The organism is Methanococcoides orientis (assembly GCF_021184045.1).
In the GTDB taxonomy this organism is placed as follows: domain Archaea; phylum Halobacteriota; class Methanosarcinia; order Methanosarcinales; family Methanosarcinaceae; genus Methanococcoides; species Methanococcoides orientis.
The window spans coordinates 1,122,652-1,142,614 of sequence record NZ_CP073710.1 but is presented as its reverse complement, the minus strand read 5'-3'; the positions used below and the strand labels follow the sequence as shown (position 1 = coordinate 1,142,614).

The following is a 19,963-nucleotide window of genomic DNA, read 5'->3' as shown; positions in this document are numbered from 1 at the left end:
AAATCTTTCATGGACATAAGGGACAGGATATTTGCAGCTACAGGCAAAATTAAAGCAGATACTATTTTTACCGGCGGTCATGTTGTCAATGTCAATACAAAAGAGATATTGGATAGGGACATTGCGGTAAAGGGAGGCTATATTGCAGGCATCGGTGATGTTTCCTGCCTTAAAGGTGATGATACTCAACTCATCGATGTAAGCGGTCGTTACATCTGTCCCGGATTGATCGATGGTCATGTTCATTTTGAATCCAGTATGGTAACCCTGAGCCAGTTCTCAGCACCTGCTCTGGAACACGGCACGACATCCGTTGTGATCGATCCTCATGAGATAGCCAATGTCCTTGGTAAAAAAGGTATCGAACTTGTGCTTGAAGAAGCGTCATCACTGCCTTTGAATGCTTTTGTAGCGATATCATCGTGTGTTCCTGCTACCACTTTTGAAACAGCAGGTGCATCCATCAGTGCAGATGATATTAATTCGCTGATCGATAACGAGAATGTTGTTGGCCTTGGTGAGATGATGGACTATCCCGGCGTATTGTTCGGGGATGAGAACAAGTTGTCCATGATAAAGGCTGCACTTAAGGACAGGCTCGTGGTCGATGGTCACTGTCCCGCAATTTCAGGAGAGCAACTGTGGGGCTACATGGCAGCCGGAATTTCCACGGACCACGAATCCATTGAATATGAAGAGGCACTGGAGAAACTGCGTCTTGGAATGAAGCTTATGATAAGGGAAGGATCTGCAGCTAAAGCCCTTGATAGGTTCCTTCCAAGACTTATTGAGGATGGAGTTTCCCTTGAGAACGTTTTCTTTGTAACCGATGACAAGCATCCATCCGACCTGATGAAAGGCTATATGGATGTGATCGTCAGGAGAGCTATAGCAATGGGACTTTCCCCGATCGATGCGATCTGCATGGCCACCATCAATACTGCAAAGCATTACCATCTTGACAACCAGGTTGGTTCCATTTCGATCGGCAGAAAAGCAGATATTATTGTGCTTGATGACCTTGATGCCTTCAGCATAGATTCGGTCTACGCAGCAGGAAAGCTGGTTGAAGGCTTTGTTCCATCTTACGAATATCCTGATCTCGTCTTTAATACTGTCAGTTTCTCAGAGGTCGATGCATCTGACCTTCAATTAAAAGCAGATCCTGAAAGGGACTACAGGGTCTCAGCGATAAAAGTCCTGCCTGATCTGATCCTGACAGAAAAAGAGAATGCCATACTTCATTCAGATCAGGACGGTACGTTGCTTCCGGATATCGATAATGATGTCCTGAGTGTCGCTGTGATCGAAAGACATGGCAGGACGGGTAACATAGGTCTTGGTTTTATCAAAGGAATAGGTATCAGAAATGGTGCTATCGGTCAGAGCATAGGGCATGACAGCCACAACGTTGTAGTCACAGGAGATAACCATTCGGATATGGCATTGTGTGCCAACACCATTCGGGGTATGAATGGCGGTATCTGTGTTGTCAGTGATGGCAAGGTTGTGGATAAGCTTGAACTGCCTTTTGCCGGTTTGTTAAGCACTCTTCCGGTCGAAGAGGTTGAAAAAAGATTGAACGACCTACACATGGCAGTAAAAAGTATTGGCTGCACCCTTCCGGCACCATTTATAACCCATTCTTTCATTGCTCTTCCGGTGATCCCTTCGTTGAGACTTACTGACATGGGACTTTTTGATGTGGATAGTTTCAGTCTTGTTTCTCCCATAGGAGAAGAGGTGGAGACTTCTGAAAAATGATCGTTGACAATGTGTCCTCAGAAGAATGAGGGCTTAATTAAAAAAATGGAAAGTTAAAATAATAGATTTGCTCAGGGAGCAGTGCAGGCATTTTCTGACAGATTTCAGCAATATGCCGGCACAACTTTTGCTTTTACAAAATGGCATCTTCAAAGATCATACAAGAACTTATTCAGCCAAACTTCTCCATGTAGTTCTTATAAGTCCTGACATATTCTGCGTGAGGCCATATGAGTGGTATAGTCACGTATGCCATTCCATCTTTCCATTTTGGATGGTTACGCACATTTTCGATCATAGTAAGTTTACTATCCCTGAGAATCTTTGCGTTGGTATAGTCTTCATGCCATATCTCAAACCTTTCAATTGTTGAGATATGTTCGGGCAGGAGGTAGTTGTGTGCCATGTCCACTACCCATCCCATATACATCTCTGCCATATCCTGGTCATCAATAGCAACATAATGGTTTGCAAGCTGGCAGGTGAAGTGGCACCATGGTCCATATCCTCCGTTATTCCTGTCCCACATTTCCGGATAGCGGTTTAAGCCTCCGATCTCCTTGTCCCAGAGCCTATCATGTATCCTCCGGACAGTATAGCGATTCTTGATGTCATGCTGGTCTATGAGCTCAAAGTATGCAGGTGCGTATTCCACAACATCCACATCGATTACGCTTGAGGCAAAGGCATCGTATCCGATAGGGTTGCTGCTTTTCTCTTTTACACGGATACATTTGATAAATGAGCGCCTACGCGGGCTATACATCCGTGTAAGAATGGCTTCCCTTATCTTTTCAGCCTCAGCTTTCCAGTTGGCGACATCTTCACCAAGGGCTTCTCCCATTTTTACTGCTGCGAGGATCCCTGCACAACAGGCAGAGTTGGCATAGATCTCAAAACCATGCTCGTAGGCGGGATATTCGTGGATGCTGTTCACAGTATGAATCAGGTCGACCTCTTCGTTCTTGTTCAGCAATATGAACTCAACAGCTTTCTTGACAGTTTCCCAGTGTTTTTCCACAAAAATCCTGTCAGCCATCGATTCAAAGAAGAGTCCGCCCGTTGCTTCGAAATATTTTCCCATTGAAAAAAGGACCAGGCCGTTCCCATCGATCTGCAGGTCCTTGTAGCTAGCGTCATTTCCGTCAACATCATATCTCTGGGAAAATTCTCCCAGGGGCTTTTGGGAGTTCAGGACAAATTCAAGACCTCTTCTGGCCTCGTCCAGCATTTCGGCATCAATGCAGCCAAGTATTGCCACCGAGTGGTCTCTGGGGTAGATAAAAGGATAACGTGTTCCTGGCGGACTTGCATAAAATCCTCCTTTTTCATGCTGGTTGTTCTTCAGGATCTTTACGCTGTTCTCGTAGAGTTTTTCAGCTTCGATCAGGTTCAAAGAATTCACTCCTTTTTAAGGTAATTGATCTTACAAACGTAATATGCTTTCTCAAGATACTTATCCACGTCTTCTTTTGTCATATTTGCCTTCTCAAGGGCTTTCTCGTTGTAGACTATATTGTTGGTACGAGGGCATCTTGATCCCACATTAAGAAGTTCAACACCTGCCAGTTTTCCCCTTCTTTTTATGTAGCTGTGATGAAGTATGCCTGTGACCGTTGTAAGTGCCGGATATTCCCAACCGTCCTCAGCTTCCCTCATTTGCTTGTTGGAAAGGTTTACAAGTTCTACGAATTGTGAAGGTCTCTCTCCATATATCGCTATAAAATCAAGGAGAGTGTTTGAGAACGGACAGACTGGCAAATAGTTAATGTCATCTTCACGAGCACCTTCAAATCCAGGTCCTTCGATCTCAGCTAATTCTTCCCCGATCTCACGTAACCATTCCAGAGCATTCTGGACCCCATTCTTGTCCACCATCTTGATAATTCCTATCAAAAAGGCTCTTGATATCATATTCTCAATTCGTATCATTCCATGTACCCCTTTATGTTCTTAAAATTAAATTCCGGATCCCTTCTCTATTATCTCGCTGACCGCATTGTTCCACCCTATGGGTCCGATACCCTTTACACGCTTTATTTTCGGATCGGTTATTGAAGGGTCGTGTAAGCTGCCCGGCTTTTGTACAAGAACAGGTATATCCACAGATCCCAGCATTGGCAGGTCATTCAGGCTATCGCCAAGACCTATTGTGGTGATCTCAGTGAACTGCTTTCTGTAGATGTCACTTAGCATCCTGACAGCTTTGCCTTTATCGTTGTTCCCGATAATATGCCAGTATCTACCACCTCTGGTGTGGTTGTACCCTGCAGAGCTTATAAGTTCCATCATCCGGGAAGCTTTTTCTTCAGTTTCATCGATTATCCGGAAGACCTCATCATACTCGCGTAGCTTTGCAAGTCCTGCAGAGTGAATATCGAGTCCTGTATCCTCACTTACTTCTTCAGTGGTCATGTTACCAAAATTAATTATCTCAATATCGAAATTCTTGCTGATCTCCAAGAGGGTATCTTTTAGATTGGAATAGCTGGTTCCAAGTTCTATGACATTATAGTCACCGATCTTGTGATCAAACTTCAGATCAATATCAAAATATCCTTCCGGTATGAAGATGCCTCCTCCATTTTCTGATATGAATGGATGGCGACAGTCCAGTTCCTCAACATAGACCTCGATCTCTGCACGGGTCTTGCTGGTACAGAATATTAGAGGTATACCTTTTTGTTTGAGCAGGCTAAGTGCAGGTCTTGCTGCCTCATAAGAATAAGTGGCGTGGTCTATTAAGGTGCCATCAAGATCTGTAAATATAATATACCCCAAGATCATTCCCCCTGCCAGCAGTTTTAAAAATATTTGGTAGCAAGTAAATGTTTTAGTCTACCGATACCAGTTTTGAATTCTCCGTCTGTATAAAAGCTTATATTAAATGTTCTATATATAGATATTCAACATATCATAACGGGAATATTGGTGTGCATCTACAGGTGGGGGAATGCGTTTCGATCCAGTCTTTATTCCGGACTATGAACACTTTGCAGCCTATCAGATCTACTGGGGAGTTAGATGGATTTTTACCAAGAATATATTACGACAATTCATGATTTTAGTATTGATAAAGAACGACTTATCAAAAGAATACATGAACTTAAAACTCGCAGACCTGCATCACTCATAATTCCTATCTTGTATGAAGAGGTTAATAATCCCCCTCTTAAGAACATAATTTCCAATCTCAATGAGTGTACTTGCCTTAATCAGGTCGTTATCGCCCTTGCAGCTGAAACTGAAGAAGAATATGTTCATGTGGTGGAATTTTTCAAAGAATTGAAAACTCCTCACATTGTGGTATGGTGTGATGGCCCCAGGGCCCAACACATTTTATTCACTATGAAAAAGATGGGGATCGATATTACTTCTTATAAGGGTAAAGGGAAAGATGTTTGGCTGGCCACGGGGATCGCCACCCTTGATTCCTATGCTATCGCTTATCATGATGCTGATATTGTCACTTATTCCAAGGATTTCCCGGCAAAGTTATTGTATCCTATTGTGGAACCGGAACTTAATTTCTTTTTCAACAAAGGTTATTATGCAAGGATAAATATGGAGACAAAGACCATGCACGGTCGTGTTTTCAGGCTTTTTGTACGTCCTTTGCTCGACACTTTACAGATGGATTCCAAGGCTGATATACTTCGGTATCTTCTTGCTTTCAGGTATACTCTTGCAGGTGAATTTGCTATGACGAGTGATCTTGCCATGAACATACGGATCCCTGCAGATTGGGGACTTGAAGTCGGTCTTCTTGCAGAGGTCTACAGAAACACAACAACTAAGAAGATCTGCCAGACTGATCTTGGTTACTATGATCATAAGCATCAGGATGTAGGTTCCAACAGATCAGAAGGTCTATGCAAAATGGTCGGTGATATCTTCACGACCTTTATGAGGATCACAACGGAATCCACGGATAATATAATTTCACCTTCTTACCTGCATGGTATCCATGTAAAATACAAGCGCCTCGGTCAGGACCTTATACGCAGGTATCATGCTGATGCCCTTTGCAATGGTCTGTGCTATAACAGGCATGCGGAAGAGCTATATGTGGATATGTTCGCAAATGTTATCAGGAGATCTGGTGAAGATTACCTTGAACATCCTTCAGACGTACTCATGCCTGATTGGACCCGTGCCCTTTCAGCTATGCCGGACCTTCGTGAACAGCTATATGAAGCCTGTCTTGCTGATGAAAAAGAATATTGCAATAAGTGATGGAACCTTGTAATGAATGGTAAAATATTCTCTTATTTTGTGAGCAGGAGGATCTTCACGGTTCAAAATTTATACTGATACTTCCGGACTTCTCTGCCAGGTTCTTTGACAGAAAACCTGCTTCCAGATTGCACATGTGAAGTACTGCACAAGGGATCAGGCAAGTAGAGCTGCATTTTGCATCCTTTGCTTTCCTGATGACATAGTTATCATCGATCCCGAATATCTCCATCGTAGGGACTTCCATGTGGGAAAGTTCTTTGATCTTTTCACACGGTGTATCGATATCTATGATGACCTTATCGCCTTCCAACTGGCCGGTAATAGTATGGGTAAATGCACATATTGTCGAATCGACAGTTATCTTTGTCATATTATCATCCCTTATTTTTGGTTAAGAAATATCTTCTTCTATCATATGTATTATAAATTATCCTTGCATAAACCTCAAGAGAATACACATTAAAAACCCAGGATCAGGAGCTACCAAGAATGTCACATCCACCTGCCTCTTTATCGTTATCTGAAAGATCCATGAATATACCTCCTTTCTATGTCATGGAGGTGCTGGAAAGTGCCCAGAAGCTGGAACAAGCCGGCAGGGATATAATCCATCTTGAGATAGGAGAGCCTGATTTCCCGACAGCACCTCATATTTGTGATGCAGCGGACCGATCCCTTGCATCCTGCAATACCCGCTATACTCATAGTCTGGGCCTGCCTGAACTGAGAAGTGCCATCGTGGATGATTATAACAACCGCTTCGGGCTTGACCTTGTTCCTGAGCAGGTCCTTGTGACATCCGGAACAAGCCCTGCATTGATGCTAACCTTCATGGCATTGCTGGATCAGGGTGATGGAGTCCTTATGTCAAATCCTCATTATGCATGCTATCCGAATTTCGTCAGTGCTCTTGGGTGCAGATCGAACTTTGCATACACATCCGAAGAGAATGGATTTGGCTTGACCCCTGAGCTTGTATCTGAGAATATTGATGCTGATACCAGTGCGATCCTGATCAATAGTCCCTCCAATCCTACAGGCTATGTGATGTCCTCAGGGGAGATGCAGGGAATAGCAGAGATAGCAGAAAATAAAGGCAATATCCCGATAATCTCTGATGAGATCTATCAGGGTCTTATCTATGGCGGAAAGGACCACAGCATTCTGGAATACACTGACAATGCCTTTGTACTCAATGGATTTTCCAAGAAATATTGCATGACAGGCTGGCGGCTTGGATACCTTATCGCACCTCTTGACTGCATGAGGGTGCTGCAAAAGCTCCAGCAGAACTTCTTCATATGTGCCAACAGCTTTGTCCAGGAGGCAGGTATTGCTGCACTTCGTGGTCCGCAGGACCATGTTGGTGAAATGGTGGCTACATATGACGAACGCAGGAAACACATGCTGAAGAGACTGAAGGACATCGGTTTCAGAGTTGGATACGAACCAATGGGGGCGTTCTATGTGCTTGCTGATGCCAGTGAGTTCGGGACCGATTCCCTGGAAATGAGTCGTACAATACTGAATGAAGCAGGCGTGGCAGTCACACCGGGAATTGATTTTGGCGATGGTGCTGAAGGGTATATCAGGTTCTCTTATGCGAACAATCTGGGGAATATTGAAGAGGGAATGAAGAGGCTCGATGCTTTCCTGAATGGATGATCGCTGAAGGTCTAATAATTAACTTGATTTTTGTTACAAAAACTGTTCCTTACAATAATTAGAAATCCGATGTACACAGATTTCTTATTACAGAGGTGTTTGAGTGGAGAAAGAAGTCAGGCCTTCAATAAAAGTATCAAAAAATGGACCATATATTGTGAAAGACCTTAAAACACTCAGGAATTCAAAGGGTGTTTTTATCGAGACAAAACCTGCTATGGCACTTTGCAGATGTGGAGGGTCGACAAATATGCCATTTTGTGATGGAACACATGTAAAGAACGATTTTTCCGGTGAAAAAGAAAAAGACCGTGTTCCTGATAGGGTTGATACTTACGTCGGAAAACATATTACCATTCATCGTAACAGAGATGTGTGTTCTCACGTAGGTCATTGTGTTCGTAATCTACCTTCTGTTTTCAGAAAGGGTGAAGAACCCTGGGCAGATCCGGATGCTGCAGACCCGGAAGAGATAGCAAAACTCATCAGAACCTGTCCTTCTGGCGCATTGAGTTATACTGTTAATGGAAAATTGTATAAGGATTATTCACATGGTCCGGAAATTTTTGTTCTGAAAGATGGACCTTACAATGTTACAGGAGTCAGTCTTGATGACTCTGATGGTTCAGTACCTGAAACCCAGGACCATTATGCTCTATGCAGATGCGGTGAATCCCGAAATAAACCATTCTGTGACGGCCAGCACTCCAATGCTAAATTTAAGGATAGGAAGAATTAAATCAACAGGTAGACAGGAATTGGAAACAAACTACTGAATATTAAAAATAGAAAAATAAATGGAATAAAACTGCTTATTCCATTGAAATTGCTTCGGATGGACAGGAGTCCACACATATACCACATTCAGTGCATGCGTCAGCATCTACTACAGCGATGTTGTCGCCGTCCATTGAAATTGCTTCGGCCGGGCAGTCATCTACACATACTCCACATCCTACGCAGTCGTCCCTTTTAATTATAGCTACCATTATTATTTTCTCCCATTTAGGTTGGTTAAACTTGCACTATTTGCAAATTTTACAATATACTCATTAAGTGATGTTCGATAAAAATGTATCGAGTATCAAAAAAGGTTTGCTAAATACCATGCTTATGAAGATGATATGGTTAACGGCAAGATAGAGTACAGGATGAAGAACAGTTCCTGAGGATCTGATGCCCTGATCATTGAGAGATGTTCTGACCAGCGCAGTCCTTCTGGATGTTTCTCGAGTAATTAAAATGCTGTTGCGTTTATACACTCAGTGACTTTGGCTGATCGCATACTTGGTTTTTGGGTCATTACCATGTGAAAGCTATTTATTTTGTATCAATAAGCATTTTGTTGAAAGCCAATACATACCGAAACTGAGATCCTTTCACTTAAATTCACCACAAATTTGCGTACACATTGTTAGCTTTGTATATAGCTCACAAAAATAGTGCGAAGTCACAGAAATCTTAAAAAAAGGAAGCGAGTCACGCTTCCTGCTTAGGCCAATTCCACGCATGCCAGACAATCAGTAAAAGAAGTATAATTCCTAGACTATGACCAAATATATAAAAAACCCAGGTCTCTCCTATCATAGTTCCTATCCCAACAACAACATATAATGCACCCAGTATGATGTTTGTCAAGCGATTCGCTTTAGCTGGTAATGCCATGGACAGGAAGACCATAAGACTTGGAATTGTCATTAGTACCATAGCTGACAACGCCCATGCCTGAGTAATTTCAAATTCCCATACTCTTCCCGCCAGGATTTCCTCTATAGACCCTGGTTCATACAATTTGAAAAAATCCAAATACAGATATAAAAACATTAAAGTTGCCCATAATGCTGAAAGCTTTATCTTCACATTTATCTTCACATCTTCTAAGAATGTGGGAGTATTTTCATCTGAGTTCATTTTGTCACCTCTATTTTTTTGTCAAATGCTGTAATGAATCAACTTCGGGATTTTATTTAGGGTTTGGCAGATGGATTGAATCCTTTTACGATCAACCATAGTGCCAGAACCATTTCATTCACAGCGATCGGTGGAGCAAAGATTAGTTCAAAATTCAGTTCTGAAAATCCAATAAATCCTCCTACCAGAGTCATTACTGTGCCCGCCAACAAAAATAAAGCAGCAGCAAATCCCCAGACAGATATAAAACGAGGTACAAGTTCTGAGGTATATAGTACATAGTAGAGCATTAAGGCTCCGAAACAAAAGATCATTACATAGATCAAAAAATTCCACTCGTTCGTATGTTGAATTGAACTGCCTATGATATGGAAATATGAAGCATCGACTACTTCATTATTTAAATACTGCTGACTTAGGCCGATCAGTGAGAGTTTGTTTATCTCAGAATCAACAAATAAAACCGCTTCAAAGAATCTGAAGACAACATATCCAATGGCCAATGTTTCACTATATCTCCTTAGAACAGGATAAAGGAATATGGCGATGAGTGGTATTGCAAGAACACAGACAAATTCAAGAAGCATTCCAATTATTACAAGTGTCCTGTTTGGGTATGCAATATCCAGATAATTGGAAGAACTTAGTATTGGTTTGTAAAATGCCTCTCCGATAAAAAGAAACGCAGTAGCAATTATGAACAATATTCCTACGATTATTGCTGTCTTTCTGTCAGGGTTTGATAGTTCTTTTCTTTCTGCCATTCCACACCACTTCCACATTAAAAATTGGGTGTCGTCACTATTTAGTATTTTTGGATATTCTAAATATAACTTGAAAGCAACTTAAAAATTGATAATAATTGGATTTCCATATCAAAAATGATTTTCAACAACATTGCATGTAAGGAGGGAATATTCGAATTTTTTGTTTAGTATTGTAAACCTTATTTTAATGATTTGATAGAAATAGAATAAATTGGAGACCGATATTTTAGCTTAAATCTTAAAGAAGCAGCAAGCATCTCCAGCTTACCATTTTCACATCATTCTGAACATCCCGGGTCCGTCAGATGGTCTTTTTGTAAATCCATAGCGCTCATAAAATCCGGAAAGACCTTTTGCAGCCATTAATCCGACAAAAGAACCTGGTGAAGCATGTTCTTCTAGATAGTCGATAATTATATCCATGATATTTTTACCCAGACCCTTCCCCTGAAACTTGGGTAAGACTATGATATCCTGGACGTAATAGTAAATTCCCATGTCTCCGATAACCCTGCCACATCCGATAACTTTGTTATCTGAAACGGCACAGACACAAAACAGTGAGTTATTCAAACCGACATCAGCTGCTTTTGGATCAGCTATTCTATCCCATCCAACCGCTTCACGAAGTGTTTGATATTCTTCAACAGTTGGAATCTGCTTGATCAGTTTGTATCTTCTTTCCATTTACTATCATCTCGAAGGATAATTTGAACTATATAGCGTATAGTCAATAACAATTGATAATATTAGTTAAAAAGAACAGATGTTAAAGATTGGGCTGAATCAAATCAAGATCAACAATAGAAAAAAAGATAAAAGAAGCCCGTATGCGACAACCGCATACGAGAAAATCACTTTTAGTTCTTATCAACGAATTTCCTGAACAGGCGTGCCTGGAAACCGTGATATTTAGCAAATCCTTCAGCGTCCTTCTGGTCAATACTTGTTCCATCAAAGGATACAAGTTCTTCTGAATAGAGTGCTGCCGGGGATGTCCTTGCAAGGATTGTGAGGCTTCCCTTGTACAGTTTCATGGTTACTGTACCGTTTACACGTACCTGTGTTTTGTTAATGAATGCATTCAGGTCATCGTAGAGTGGTTCGTCTACAAGACCGTAGTATGCGAGTTCGGACCACTGTTCGTCCACCATTGCCTTGAACTTGAGCTCAGAGCGGGTGAGGACCAGTTTTTCAAGATCCCTGTGTGCTGCAAGGAGTACGGTTGCTGCAGGGTGCTCGTAGTTTTCACGTGCTTTGAGTCCGAGGACACGGTCTTCGATCATGTCAGTACGTCCGACACCGTGGGTGCCTGCAATGACGTTCATCTTCTCAATGAGCTCAACACCGTCCATCTTCTCACCATCAAGTGATACTGGGACACCGTTCTCGAAACCGATCACGATGGTCTGTGCATCAGGTGCGTCTTCAGGTGAAGCTGTCCATTTGTAGATCTCCTCAGGTGGGATGTATCCAGGGTCTTCGAGCTTTCCGCCCTCGATGCTTCTGCTCCAGATGTTCTCGTCAACGCTCCATGGCTTTGCAGTTGTGACACCTACTGGGATGCCATGTTCCTTTGCGTATTCGATCTCCCATTCACGGGTCAGGTTCATCTCTCTCATAGGTGCGATGACATCCATATCAGTGAGCCTGAACACAGCCTCGAAACGAAGCTGGTCGTTGCCTTTGCCGGTACAGCCGTGTGCAAGTGCAACAGCGCCTTCCTGCTCAGCGATCTCGACGACCTTTTTGGCGATAAGCGGGCGGGCGATGGATGTTCCCATAACATATCCTTCATAATCACCATTGGCTCTTATCAAAGGGAATATGTAGTCGTTCACGAACTCTTCGCGAACATCAAGGGTGAAATGAAGGTCACTGATCTTCTTTGCCTTCTCTTCTGCCTGTGCGACATCTTCCTTTGGCTGTCCTACATCGACTGCTACGGTTATGACTTCGTCGTATCCGTATTCTTCTTTGAGGAGGGGGATACAGATAGATGTGTCCAGTCCTCCGGAATAAGCAAGTACTACTTTCTTTGACATGTTAGTTCGTTCCTTAATTGATAATTAGTTCCTGACGATCTCTTTGTGATATTCATTGATGGACTTGATGGCAAGGTCTCCTTCCTTCATTGAGACAATAGCATCAGCCGCAGCTTTTGCAGACTGGATTGTGGTGATATACGGCACCTTGAAGTCCACTGCTGCACGGCGGATAGTGTATCCGTCCTTTCGTGACTGCCTTCCTGTTGGGGTGTTCACAATGAGTGCGACCTCATCCCTGCGCATCATGTCGATGACATTAGGGCTTCCCTCGTGCACCTTCATCACTGCTTCCATATTGATGCCTTTCTCGGCCAAAAAGTTCACAGTACCTTTGGTACCGATGAGCTTAAGTCCTGCATCCTGCATCTTGCGGGCGGTTTCAACAAAAGCTTCCTTGTCGTTCTGTCTGATGGACATGAAAACGTAACCGCTAAGTGGCAGTATATTGTCTGCACTGATCTGTGCCTTGAAGAAAGCACGTCCGAAATCATAGTCAACTCCCATGACCTCTCCAGTACTCTTCATCTCGGGGCTGAGCACAGGGTCTGCACCTGGCAACTTGTCGAATGGAAGTAATACTTCCTTGACAGAGTAATGTTTTACAGGTGTCTCATCAAGTTCTGTATAACCAAGGTCTTCAAGGGTATGTCCGATAATGACCTGTGCAGCTATCTTGGCAAGTGGAATTCCTACTGCTTTTGATACAAATGGTATCGTTCGGCTGGAACGTGGGTTTGCTTCAAGCACATAGACCTTGCCATTCTGCTCTGCCATCTGTATGTTGATAAGTCCCTTAACATTGAGCGAAAGTGCGATCTTGCGGGTATAATCACGTACTGTTGCGAGAGTTTCCTCGGAGAGTGAGTATGGTGGAATCACACATGCAGAGTCACCGGAGTGCACACCTGCTTCTTCGATGTGTTCCATGATAGCACCGATAAGCACGTCCTTGCCGTCACAGACAGCATCAACATCGATTTCTACTGCTCCCTCAAGGAAATCGTCAATAAGGATCGGGTGCTCAGGGGACACACGGACTGCTTCTATCATGTAGCGTTCAAGGTCAGACTGTTCATAGACGATCTCCATTGCACGTCCACCGAGAACGTATGATGGCCTGACAAGTACAGGGTACCCGATTCGTGTTGCGATCGCAATGGCATCTTCTTCGGATGTTGCATAACCTGCTTCAGGCTGTGCAACGTCAAGCTTGCTCATCATCAGGTTGAACTTCTCCCTGTCCTCTGCCATGTCGATGTCTTCCGGAGATGTTCCGAGAATTATCGTATCGATATCATCACGGCGGTCAAGCTCTTTCTGGAGTGGCATTGCAAGGTTGACAGATGTCTGTCCACCGAACTGGACAAGTACACCGTATGGTTTCTCACGATCGATAACGTTCATGACGTCCTCGAGTGTCAGAGGCTCGAAGAACAGCTTGTCGGATGTATCGTAGTCAGTTGATACCGTCTCAGGGTTGTTGTTGATGATGTGTGCCTCAAGGCCTTCATCACGGATGGCTGTAACAGCGTGGACGGTACAGTAGTCGAACTCGATACCTTGACCGATTCGTATAGGACCTGCACCAAGGATCAGGATCTTCTTCCTGTCCGTTGGCTGGTCTTCGCACATGGTCTCATAGCATGAATAATAGTAAGGAGTTTCTGCAGCGAACTCTGCAGCACAGGTATCTACCATCTTGTAGGTAGCACTGATGTTCTCACGGCGAAGATCATTGATCTCCTCGCGGCTCTTGCCTGTGAGTTCTGCGATCCTGTCATCGGTGAATCCCATCTGCTTGGCAGACCTGAGCATCTCAATGTCCGGCTCACCTGCGAAAAGCCTGTTCTCAAGTTCCTTCTCCATCTCGACGATGTTGTTGATTTTTGTTACGAAGAATATATCATAGCCTGAAAGTTCTGAGACCTCTTCAACGCTCATACCATTCTTCAATGCATCGAAGATAACGAAAAGCCTCTCACTGGTAGGTGTTTTTAGCAGGGTTTTGGCTTCTGCCTGATCCCATACTTTGCTTCCGAACTTCATTCCGATATCAAGGGAACGGACTGCTTTCTGGAGTGATTCCTCAATGGTGCGTCCGATGGACATGACCTCACCTGTACTCTTCATAGCGGTTGTCAATGTCTTGTCCGCGGTCACGAACTTGTCGAAAGGCCACCTTGGGATCTTTGTAACTACATAGTCAATGGTAGGTTCAAAGGATGCAGGTGTCTTCTTTGTGACATCGTTGAGGATCTGGTCCAGTGTCATGCCGATAGCGATCTTAGCCGTTACCCTGGCGATCGGGTAACCGGTTGCCTTTGATGCAAGGGCTGATGATCTTGAAACACGCGGGTTGACCTCTACGATCCTGTATTCACCGTCTTTTGCAGCGAACTGGATGTTACATCCACCTTCAATTCCTAAAGCACGTATGATCTTGATAGCTGCTGTTCTCAGCATCTGGTGTTCGATATCGTTCAGTGTCTGGGATGGTGTTACCACAATGGACTCACCGGTGTGAACTCCCATCGGGTCGAGGTTCTCCATGTTACAGATAACGATACATGTGTCGTTGGAGTCACGCATGACCTCGTATTCGAACTCTTTCCAGCCAAGTACGCTCTCTTCGATAAGCACCTGGTTGATCCTGCTGCGGCGCAGTCCTCTTTCACTTATCTCGAGAAGCTGTTCTCTTGTGTATGCGATACCGCCACCGGCACCACCAAGGGTGTATGCGGGGCGAATGATGAGTGGAAGTCCAAGCTCTTCAATGAGCGCTTCAGCTTCTTTAAGTGTGGAAACTGCCACACTTCTAGGGACCTTTTCCCCGATCTCTTCCATCTTCTTCTTGAAAAGCTCACGGTCCTCGGTGTTCTTGATGGCTTCAAGAGATGTTCCAAGCAGTTCGACATTGAACTTTTCGAAAACTCCCATATCAGCAAGTTCACTTGTAAGGTTTAGTCCGGTCTGACCACCGATACCTGCAATGATGCCGTCGGGGAGTTCCTTCTCGATTATCTTTGCGATTATCTTTGCTTCAAGGGGTTCGATGTAAACAGCATCTGCCATCTCCGGATCTGTCATAATGGTTGCCGGATTGGAGTTTACAAGGACTACTTCATATCCTTCTTCTCTTAATGACCTGCAAGCCTGGCTTCCTGAGAAATCGAATTCTGCTCCCTGTCCGATCATGATCGGTCCGGAGCCTATCAGCAGGATCTTTTTAATATCTGTTCGTTTTGTCATTATACCCTGCCTCCCATAGCTTTCATGACCTTTCCAAAGAATATTTTCTCCGTGTCCCTTGGTCCGGCATGTGCTTCCGGATGGTACTGGACACTGAAGATGTCAAGATCGTTGTGTTCGATCCCCTCTACTGTATTATCATTAGTGTTGATCTGTGTGACAGTCACATCTGTATCATCAAATGTGTCACCTTCAACGGCGAAGCCGTGATTCTGTGATGTTATGTGGACAATTCCGGATTCCAGGTCCTTGACCGGCTGGTTTGCTCCGCGGTGTCCGAATTTGAGCTTGTATGTATCTGCTCCAAGTGCTCTTGAGATGACCTGGTGTCCAAGGCAGATACCTGATATTGGCATTGTTCCTGCAAGGTTCTTGACAACATCAATAGCATTCTGTGCATTCTGTGGATCTCCCGGTCCGTTGGAAAGGAAAAGCAGATCAGGGTTGTAATCCTCGATCACAGAAGCAGGTGTGTTGGCAGGCACTACTGTAACATCTACGCCTCTTCTCAGAAGACTTAAAGAGATGTTCTTCTTCATACCAAGATCAAAGAGCACAACGTGCTTTCTGTCAGCGGTCTTTACCTGACTTTCTATTGTATATGGCTCTTTGCAGGTGACCCTTGAGATAAGGTCAAGAGTTGAAATGTCGGGCTGTTCCCTTGCCAGCCTGACTGCTTCTTCGCCATCGTCGCTGCCGTTTATCAGTGCAGCACGCATGGTACCATGCTCTCTGGTACCGATGGTAAGCATACGGGTATCAATGCCGGAAATTCCCGGCTTACCTTCATCTTCCATTAATTTGTAGATATTACGCGTGGAAAGGTGGTGACTTGGAGAAGGACAGGCTTCCCTCACCACAAGGCCTTCGGCCTTCACGCCATCTGACTGAAAAGTGTCCTTATTAACACCATAGTTCCCTATCAAAGGGTACGTGAACATTAATATCTGACCAGTGTAGGACGGGTCTGTAAGAGACTCCTCATATCCTGTGTACTGGGTAGTAAAAACAAGTTCTCCGCAAACGATACCTTCGGCACCAAAACCAGTACCTTTTAAAATTGTTCCATCTTCTAATCCTATTACTGCAGACATCATCCGAACCTGCGAATACATGTCATGAATAGGCTATAAGCGTTACGATGGAATTTATAGATTTCAGAACAGTTGTGAGTGATATAACTCTTGATTCTAAAACAATGGACTAATAAAAGGTAATATCCGTAAAAGAAAATAAGAGGACTGTTCTTACAGTCCTTTGAGGAAGTTCCTGAGGAAGATCAGTATTATAACTACTGAGAGTGAGAATAATATAATGAGTGTTCTCAGTGGCGACTTTGTTGCAAAAGCTTCAAGTTCTTTTAATATGTCGAACTTTTCTTCTTCCACCAGCAGTTCCTTATCAGGTCCCAACTCAACCAGACTATCTGTGTCTGAAAGGGCAATTGTCCAGATGTTGTAGTCACCACCTTCGTTAGATGAAAACGCAATTTTATCGCCCTCTGGACTCCATGCAGGATGTTCCTGAGTTGAATTTTCAAATGTGACCTGTTCAATTCCTACACCATTTGAGTTCATAACCCATATATCAGAATTGCCTGACCTGTCAGATACAAATGCTATCTTTGTTCCATCAGGATTGAACACCGGATTTGTGTTCACAAAATTATCATTCCTGAGGAGCTTTGGAACCCTATTATCAGGGTCGACGGTCCATATCTTCCCTTCCAGTGAATATACCAGCATGTCGCCTTCAGGTGACCAGGATGGTGCTCCTTCATTACTGGATGAATCGGTTATCTGCCTACTCTCACTGCCATCAGGGTTCATTGTCCATATATCATAGTTTCCTGCAGTTTTTGAAAGGTATGCTATCTTTGTTCCATCGGGACTCATGACGGGTTCCCTTTTGTCAGCATTTTCTGTTATCTGTGAAGTATTGCTTTTTTCAGCAAGCTCTACCACACGGATACTTACGAACTTGGAAGAGAATGGCTGGACATGTTCTGTAGCATAATATATGAATTTTCCATCTGAACTGAAAGAAGGCTCTCCTTCCCATGCAATGGTGTCATATATCCTTGTTTGGTCAGATCCGTCTGCATTCATTATCCAGATGGCCTGCTCAGAAGAATAAGCTATCAATTGCCCATCCGGACTCCATGCAGGTGATCTCTGGTTGACATCAAAGGTAAGTTGTTCTGTCTCTCCTAACGATATAGCACCTGCTAAAGCTGTTGATATCAATAGTATCGACGCGATCAATGCAATCTTTAAGACTAATGTACCAGTGTTGTTTCTCCCAAGTGTCATAATATCTAACGAATATTATGTATTAATACACTCATTAATCTTTTGTTTCAGGAGTTCACTGAGGACCTTTCCGTCAACCTTTCCGCGGAACTCGCCCATGACAATTCCCATGAGAGGTCCTACGGCTGCTGGTCCTTTTTCTTTCACAAAGTCCTGTCTTTCTTCTACGATCTTTGCGATGAAATCTTCGATCTGGGATGTGTCAATTCCCGTAAGTCCAAGTTCTTCCAGACTGTCCCTTATGTTTGCCTTTGGTTTCTTTGCAACATGGCGGAGTATCTGCTCCATACCCTCTTTGGCCACATCACCTGAAGATATTATCTCGAACATCTGTTTGAAGTGCTCGTCATTGATCTTCGTGACATCCACACCATCACGTTTGAGTTCAGGCACAAGTCCTGTGAATGTTGTCACGATAAGGGTTGCAGTGACATTCTTGTCATTGTTGTACCTGCTCATCAATTCCTCGAAAAGCGTCAGGTCCTGTGAATATGCGATCTTCTCAGCAAGTTCCTCGTTGAGCCCGTAATCTTTGCTAAACCTCTTTGCCCTTTCTGTGAGAAGCTCCGGGATCTCGATAGTATCAAAGTACTCTTTTTTGATCTCTACCTGTGGTACATCTGTCTCGGGGTACATCCTCGAAGCTCCAGGAAGCGGTCTCATGTATGCGCTGTTACCATCAGGGAGTGCACGTCTTGTCTCTTCGGGAACGAACTCAAGTGCTTCCTGCGCACGGATAAGCACACTTTCCATGGCACCGTGTGCACGTTTTTCTTTGTCTGCTACCATAACGACAGCATCGCCTTCTTTCGCACCGACGAAATCACGCAATGAAGCGACCTCATCTTCGGTTATACCATAATTGGGCAGTTCATCAGTGTGGAATATGCCACCTACACCTGAGGTCTTTGCGCGGTCTGAGAACTCGGTACCAAGGCGTCTTCCGGGCTGTACTTCCATTCCCACATGTCCTGCAAATCCGGGCAGTAGTACTGCCAGTACCTTTCCTTTCTTGAGTGATTTCTTTATGACCTTTGATTCTGTTTCGCTGAACAGGTCGGTCACGTCAAAGACCTCATCATGGACGCTTGCATCTCTTTCCTTAAGGGACCTGCGTATCTCAATCAGGTTAACCTGTCTCTCGGCTTCCCTTTCAACAATAGTTTCGATAAGATCAAGAGCCTGGACACCTTTTACCTCTACGCGGGCTCCTTCTGCTATGGATATGTTGACATCCTGCCTGATGGTCCCAAGACCTCTTTTTACCTTGCCGGTAGAACGGAGCAACATGCCGATATTGGCAGCAGTCTCCTTTGCATGTGCCGGTGAGATTATGTCAGGTGCTGTACCGATCTCCACAAGCGGTATTCCCAGCCTGTCAAGTGAATAAAGGATAGAGTCGCCTTTGTCCTCTATCTTTTGTGCGGCCTCTTCCTCTACACAGAGGACATCAACGCCTACAGCTCCTTCAGATGTGTCGAGGTGTCCACCTCCGGCGAGGAAAGCAGTTCTCTGGAATCCGCTGGTGTTCGATCCGTCCACAACTATTTTTCTCATGACGTGGAGCTGCTCCACTGGTATCATGTGCAATAGCTTTGCGATCGACAATGCGATATCAAGTGACTCTTTGTTAAGTTCGCGAGGTGGTTCCTCATCGTTTTCCACAAGGCAGGTGGTATCGTATGCTTTGTAGATATATTTCCTGTTGACCTTTGTCTGCTCAAGTGCTGCCCTGTCGGTCTCTCCCATCTCACTTGCAGTGGGACGCAGGTAACGGAAGAATTCAAAGTTCGACTCATCCGTGTCACGTATCTTAGTAGGGCATTTACAGAAGAGTTTCTCTTTTGAGTTCAACTGCTGATGAATCTCAAGTCCGCATTTTAGTCCAAGTTCACGGTAGTCGATCTTTTTGCTCATAAAAGTATCACCAAAAATTACTCTGTCACAATCTAGACAACAAAATGTGTTAGGCGTTATAAAAGTATTGTTTGCTATCTGTTCACAGGCA

Annotated in this window: 17 protein-coding genes; 4 read left to right on the top strand and 13 right to left on the bottom strand. The window is 43.9% G+C overall.

Annotated elements, in window-relative coordinates; genetic code table 11:
* Positions 1-9: 9 nt before the first annotated feature.
* Entirely contained in the window at positions 10-1,764 is a 1,755-nt protein-coding gene (gene ade / locus J7W08_RS05560; RefSeq protein ID WP_233085636.1) for an adenine deaminase, read from the top strand.
* 172 nt (positions 1,765-1,936) lie between these two features.
* Here the strand turns inward: ade and J7W08_RS05555 are convergent, their stop codons facing one another.
* The 3 genes from J7W08_RS05555 to mpgP are packed head-to-tail and all read right to left on the bottom strand — an operon-like array spanning position 1,937 to position 4,551.
* Positions 1,937-3,169, bottom strand: coding sequence for a glycoside hydrolase family 15 protein (locus J7W08_RS05555; protein WP_233085635.1), 1,233 nt, complete (start codon positions 3,167-3,169; stop codon positions 1,937-1,939).
* Entirely contained in the window at positions 3,166-3,696 is a 531-nt protein-coding gene (locus J7W08_RS05550; RefSeq protein ID WP_233085634.1) for a hypothetical protein, read from the bottom strand. The genes J7W08_RS05555 and J7W08_RS05550 overlap by 4 nt, the downstream gene beginning before the upstream one ends.
* 27 nt (positions 3,697-3,723) lie before the next feature.
* Positions 3,724-4,551, bottom strand: coding sequence for a mannosyl-3-phosphoglycerate phosphatase (gene mpgP, locus J7W08_RS05545; protein WP_233085633.1), 828 nt, complete (start codon positions 4,549-4,551; stop codon positions 3,724-3,726).
* Positions 4,552-4,788: 237 nt separating this feature from the next.
* Here mpgP and gpgS point away from each other — a divergent pair, with 237 nt between their 5' ends.
* Positions 4,789-6,000: a glucosyl-3-phosphoglycerate synthase gene (gpgS, locus tag J7W08_RS05540; RefSeq protein ID WP_233085632.1), complete on the top strand. Its 1,212-nt coding sequence runs from the start codon at positions 4,789-4,791 to the stop codon at positions 5,998-6,000.
* A gap of 55 nt (positions 6,001-6,055) precedes the next feature.
* Here gpgS and J7W08_RS05535 read toward each other — a convergent pair whose 3' ends face one another.
* Positions 6,056-6,373: a DUF6951 family protein gene (locus tag J7W08_RS05535; RefSeq protein WP_233085631.1), complete on the bottom strand. Its 318-nt coding sequence runs from the start codon at positions 6,371-6,373 to the stop codon at positions 6,056-6,058.
* 119 nt (positions 6,374-6,492) lie between these two features.
* Between J7W08_RS05535 and J7W08_RS05530 the strand changes: the two genes are divergently transcribed.
* Positions 6,493-7,668: a pyridoxal phosphate-dependent aminotransferase gene (locus J7W08_RS05530; RefSeq protein WP_233085630.1), complete on the top strand. Its 1,176-nt coding sequence runs from the start codon at positions 6,493-6,495 to the stop codon at positions 7,666-7,668.
* Positions 7,669-7,771: 103 nt separating this feature from the next.
* Positions 7,772-8,407 (top strand): CDGSH iron-sulfur domain-containing protein, encoded by a 636-nt coding sequence (locus J7W08_RS05525; RefSeq protein ID WP_233085629.1) that lies wholly within the window; start codon positions 7,772-7,774, stop codon positions 8,405-8,407.
* A gap of 73 nt (positions 8,408-8,480) precedes the next feature.
* On the opposite strand, the gene J7W08_RS05520 is transcribed toward J7W08_RS05525, so the two are convergent.
* From J7W08_RS05520 to gatE, 9 genes are all read right to left on the bottom strand, one after another.
* Positions 8,481-8,657, bottom strand: a complete 177-nt coding sequence (locus J7W08_RS05520; protein ID WP_233085628.1) for a 4Fe-4S binding protein — start codon at positions 8,655-8,657, stop codon at positions 8,481-8,483.
* Positions 8,658-9,147: 490 nt separating this feature from the next.
* On the bottom strand, positions 9,148-9,579 hold the full coding sequence (locus J7W08_RS05515; RefSeq protein WP_233085627.1) for a DUF6326 family protein: 432 nt from the start codon (positions 9,577-9,579) through the stop codon (positions 9,148-9,150).
* Between the two features lie 56 nt (positions 9,580-9,635).
* Positions 9,636-10,343: a DUF4386 domain-containing protein gene (locus J7W08_RS05510; protein WP_233085626.1), complete on the bottom strand. Its 708-nt coding sequence runs from the start codon at positions 10,341-10,343 to the stop codon at positions 9,636-9,638.
* A gap of 276 nt (positions 10,344-10,619) precedes the next feature.
* Complete coding sequence (locus J7W08_RS05505; RefSeq protein WP_233085625.1) at positions 10,620-11,033, bottom strand: GNAT family N-acetyltransferase; 414 nt, start codon at positions 11,031-11,033, stop codon at positions 10,620-10,622.
* Between the two features lie 173 nt (positions 11,034-11,206).
* Positions 11,207-12,391 carry an argininosuccinate synthase gene (locus tag J7W08_RS05500; RefSeq protein ID WP_233085624.1) on the bottom strand — a complete coding sequence of 395 codons (1,185 nt, stop codon included), beginning with the start codon at positions 12,389-12,391 and terminating at the stop codon, positions 11,207-11,209.
* A 24-nt stretch (positions 12,392-12,415) separates the two neighbouring features.
* A complete protein-coding gene (gene carB / locus J7W08_RS05495; protein WP_233085623.1) occupies positions 12,416-15,643 on the bottom strand; it encodes a carbamoyl-phosphate synthase large subunit in 3,228 nt (1,075 codons plus the stop codon).
* Positions 15,643-16,740 carry a glutamine-hydrolyzing carbamoyl-phosphate synthase small subunit gene (gene carA / locus J7W08_RS05490; RefSeq protein ID WP_233085622.1) on the bottom strand — a complete coding sequence of 366 codons (1,098 nt, stop codon included), beginning with the start codon at positions 16,738-16,740 and terminating at the stop codon, positions 15,643-15,645. The genes carB and carA overlap by 1 nt, the downstream gene beginning before the upstream one ends.
* A gap of 150 nt (positions 16,741-16,890) precedes the next feature.
* Positions 16,891-17,955 (bottom strand): DUF5050 domain-containing protein, encoded by a 1,065-nt coding sequence (locus J7W08_RS05485; RefSeq protein WP_233085621.1) that lies wholly within the window; start codon positions 17,953-17,955, stop codon positions 16,891-16,893.
* Positions 17,956-17,970: 15 nt separating this feature from the next.
* On the bottom strand, positions 17,971-19,872 hold the full coding sequence (gatE, locus tag J7W08_RS05480; protein ID WP_233085620.1) for a Glu-tRNA(Gln) amidotransferase subunit GatE: 1,902 nt from the start codon (positions 19,870-19,872) through the stop codon (positions 17,971-17,973).
* Positions 19,873-19,963: the final 91 nt, after the last annotated feature.

Excerpts from the sequence above, each read along its gene's own strand:
- ade (WP_233085636.1), top strand. The coding sequence starts at position 10 with ATGGACATAAGGGACAGGATATTTGCAGCTACAGGCAAAATTAAAGCA.
- J7W08_RS05550 (WP_233085634.1), bottom strand. The coding sequence starts at position 3,696 with ATGATACGAATTGAGAATATGATATCAAGAGCCTTTTTGATAGGAATT.
- mpgP (WP_233085633.1), bottom strand. The coding sequence starts at position 4,551 with ATGATCTTGGGGTATATTATATTTACAGATCTTGATGGCACCTTAATA.
- gpgS (WP_233085632.1), top strand. The coding sequence starts at position 4,789 with ATGGATTTTTACCAAGAATATATTACGACAATTCATGATTTTAGTATT.
- J7W08_RS05535 (WP_233085631.1), bottom strand. The coding sequence starts at position 6,373 with ATGACAAAGATAACTGTCGATTCGACAATATGTGCATTTACCCATACT.
- J7W08_RS05530 (WP_233085630.1), top strand. The coding sequence starts at position 6,493 with ATGTCACATCCACCTGCCTCTTTATCGTTATCTGAAAGATCCATGAAT.
- J7W08_RS05520 (WP_233085628.1), bottom strand. The coding sequence starts at position 8,657 with ATGGTAGCTATAATTAAAAGGGACGACTGCGTAGGATGTGGAGTATGT.
- J7W08_RS05515 (WP_233085627.1), bottom strand. The coding sequence starts at position 9,579 with ATGAACTCAGATGAAAATACTCCCACATTCTTAGAAGATGTGAAGATA.
- J7W08_RS05510 (WP_233085626.1), bottom strand. The coding sequence starts at position 10,343 with ATGGCAGAAAGAAAAGAACTATCAAACCCTGACAGAAAGACAGCAATA.
- J7W08_RS05505 (WP_233085625.1), bottom strand. The coding sequence starts at position 11,033 with ATGGAAAGAAGATACAAACTGATCAAGCAGATTCCAACTGTTGAAGAA.
- J7W08_RS05500 (WP_233085624.1), bottom strand. The coding sequence starts at position 12,391 with ATGTCAAAGAAAGTAGTACTTGCTTATTCCGGAGGACTGGACACATCT.
- carB (WP_233085623.1), bottom strand. The coding sequence starts at position 15,643 with ATGACAAAACGAACAGATATTAAAAAGATCCTGCTGATAGGCTCCGGA.
- carA (WP_233085622.1), bottom strand. The coding sequence starts at position 16,740 with ATGATGTCTGCAGTAATAGGATTAGAAGATGGAACAATTTTAAAAGGT.
- J7W08_RS05485 (WP_233085621.1), bottom strand. The coding sequence starts at position 17,955 with ATGACACTTGGGAGAAACAACACTGGTACATTAGTCTTAAAGATTGCA.
- gatE (WP_233085620.1), bottom strand. The coding sequence starts at position 19,872 with ATGAGCAAAAAGATCGACTACCGTGAACTTGGACTAAAATGCGGACTT.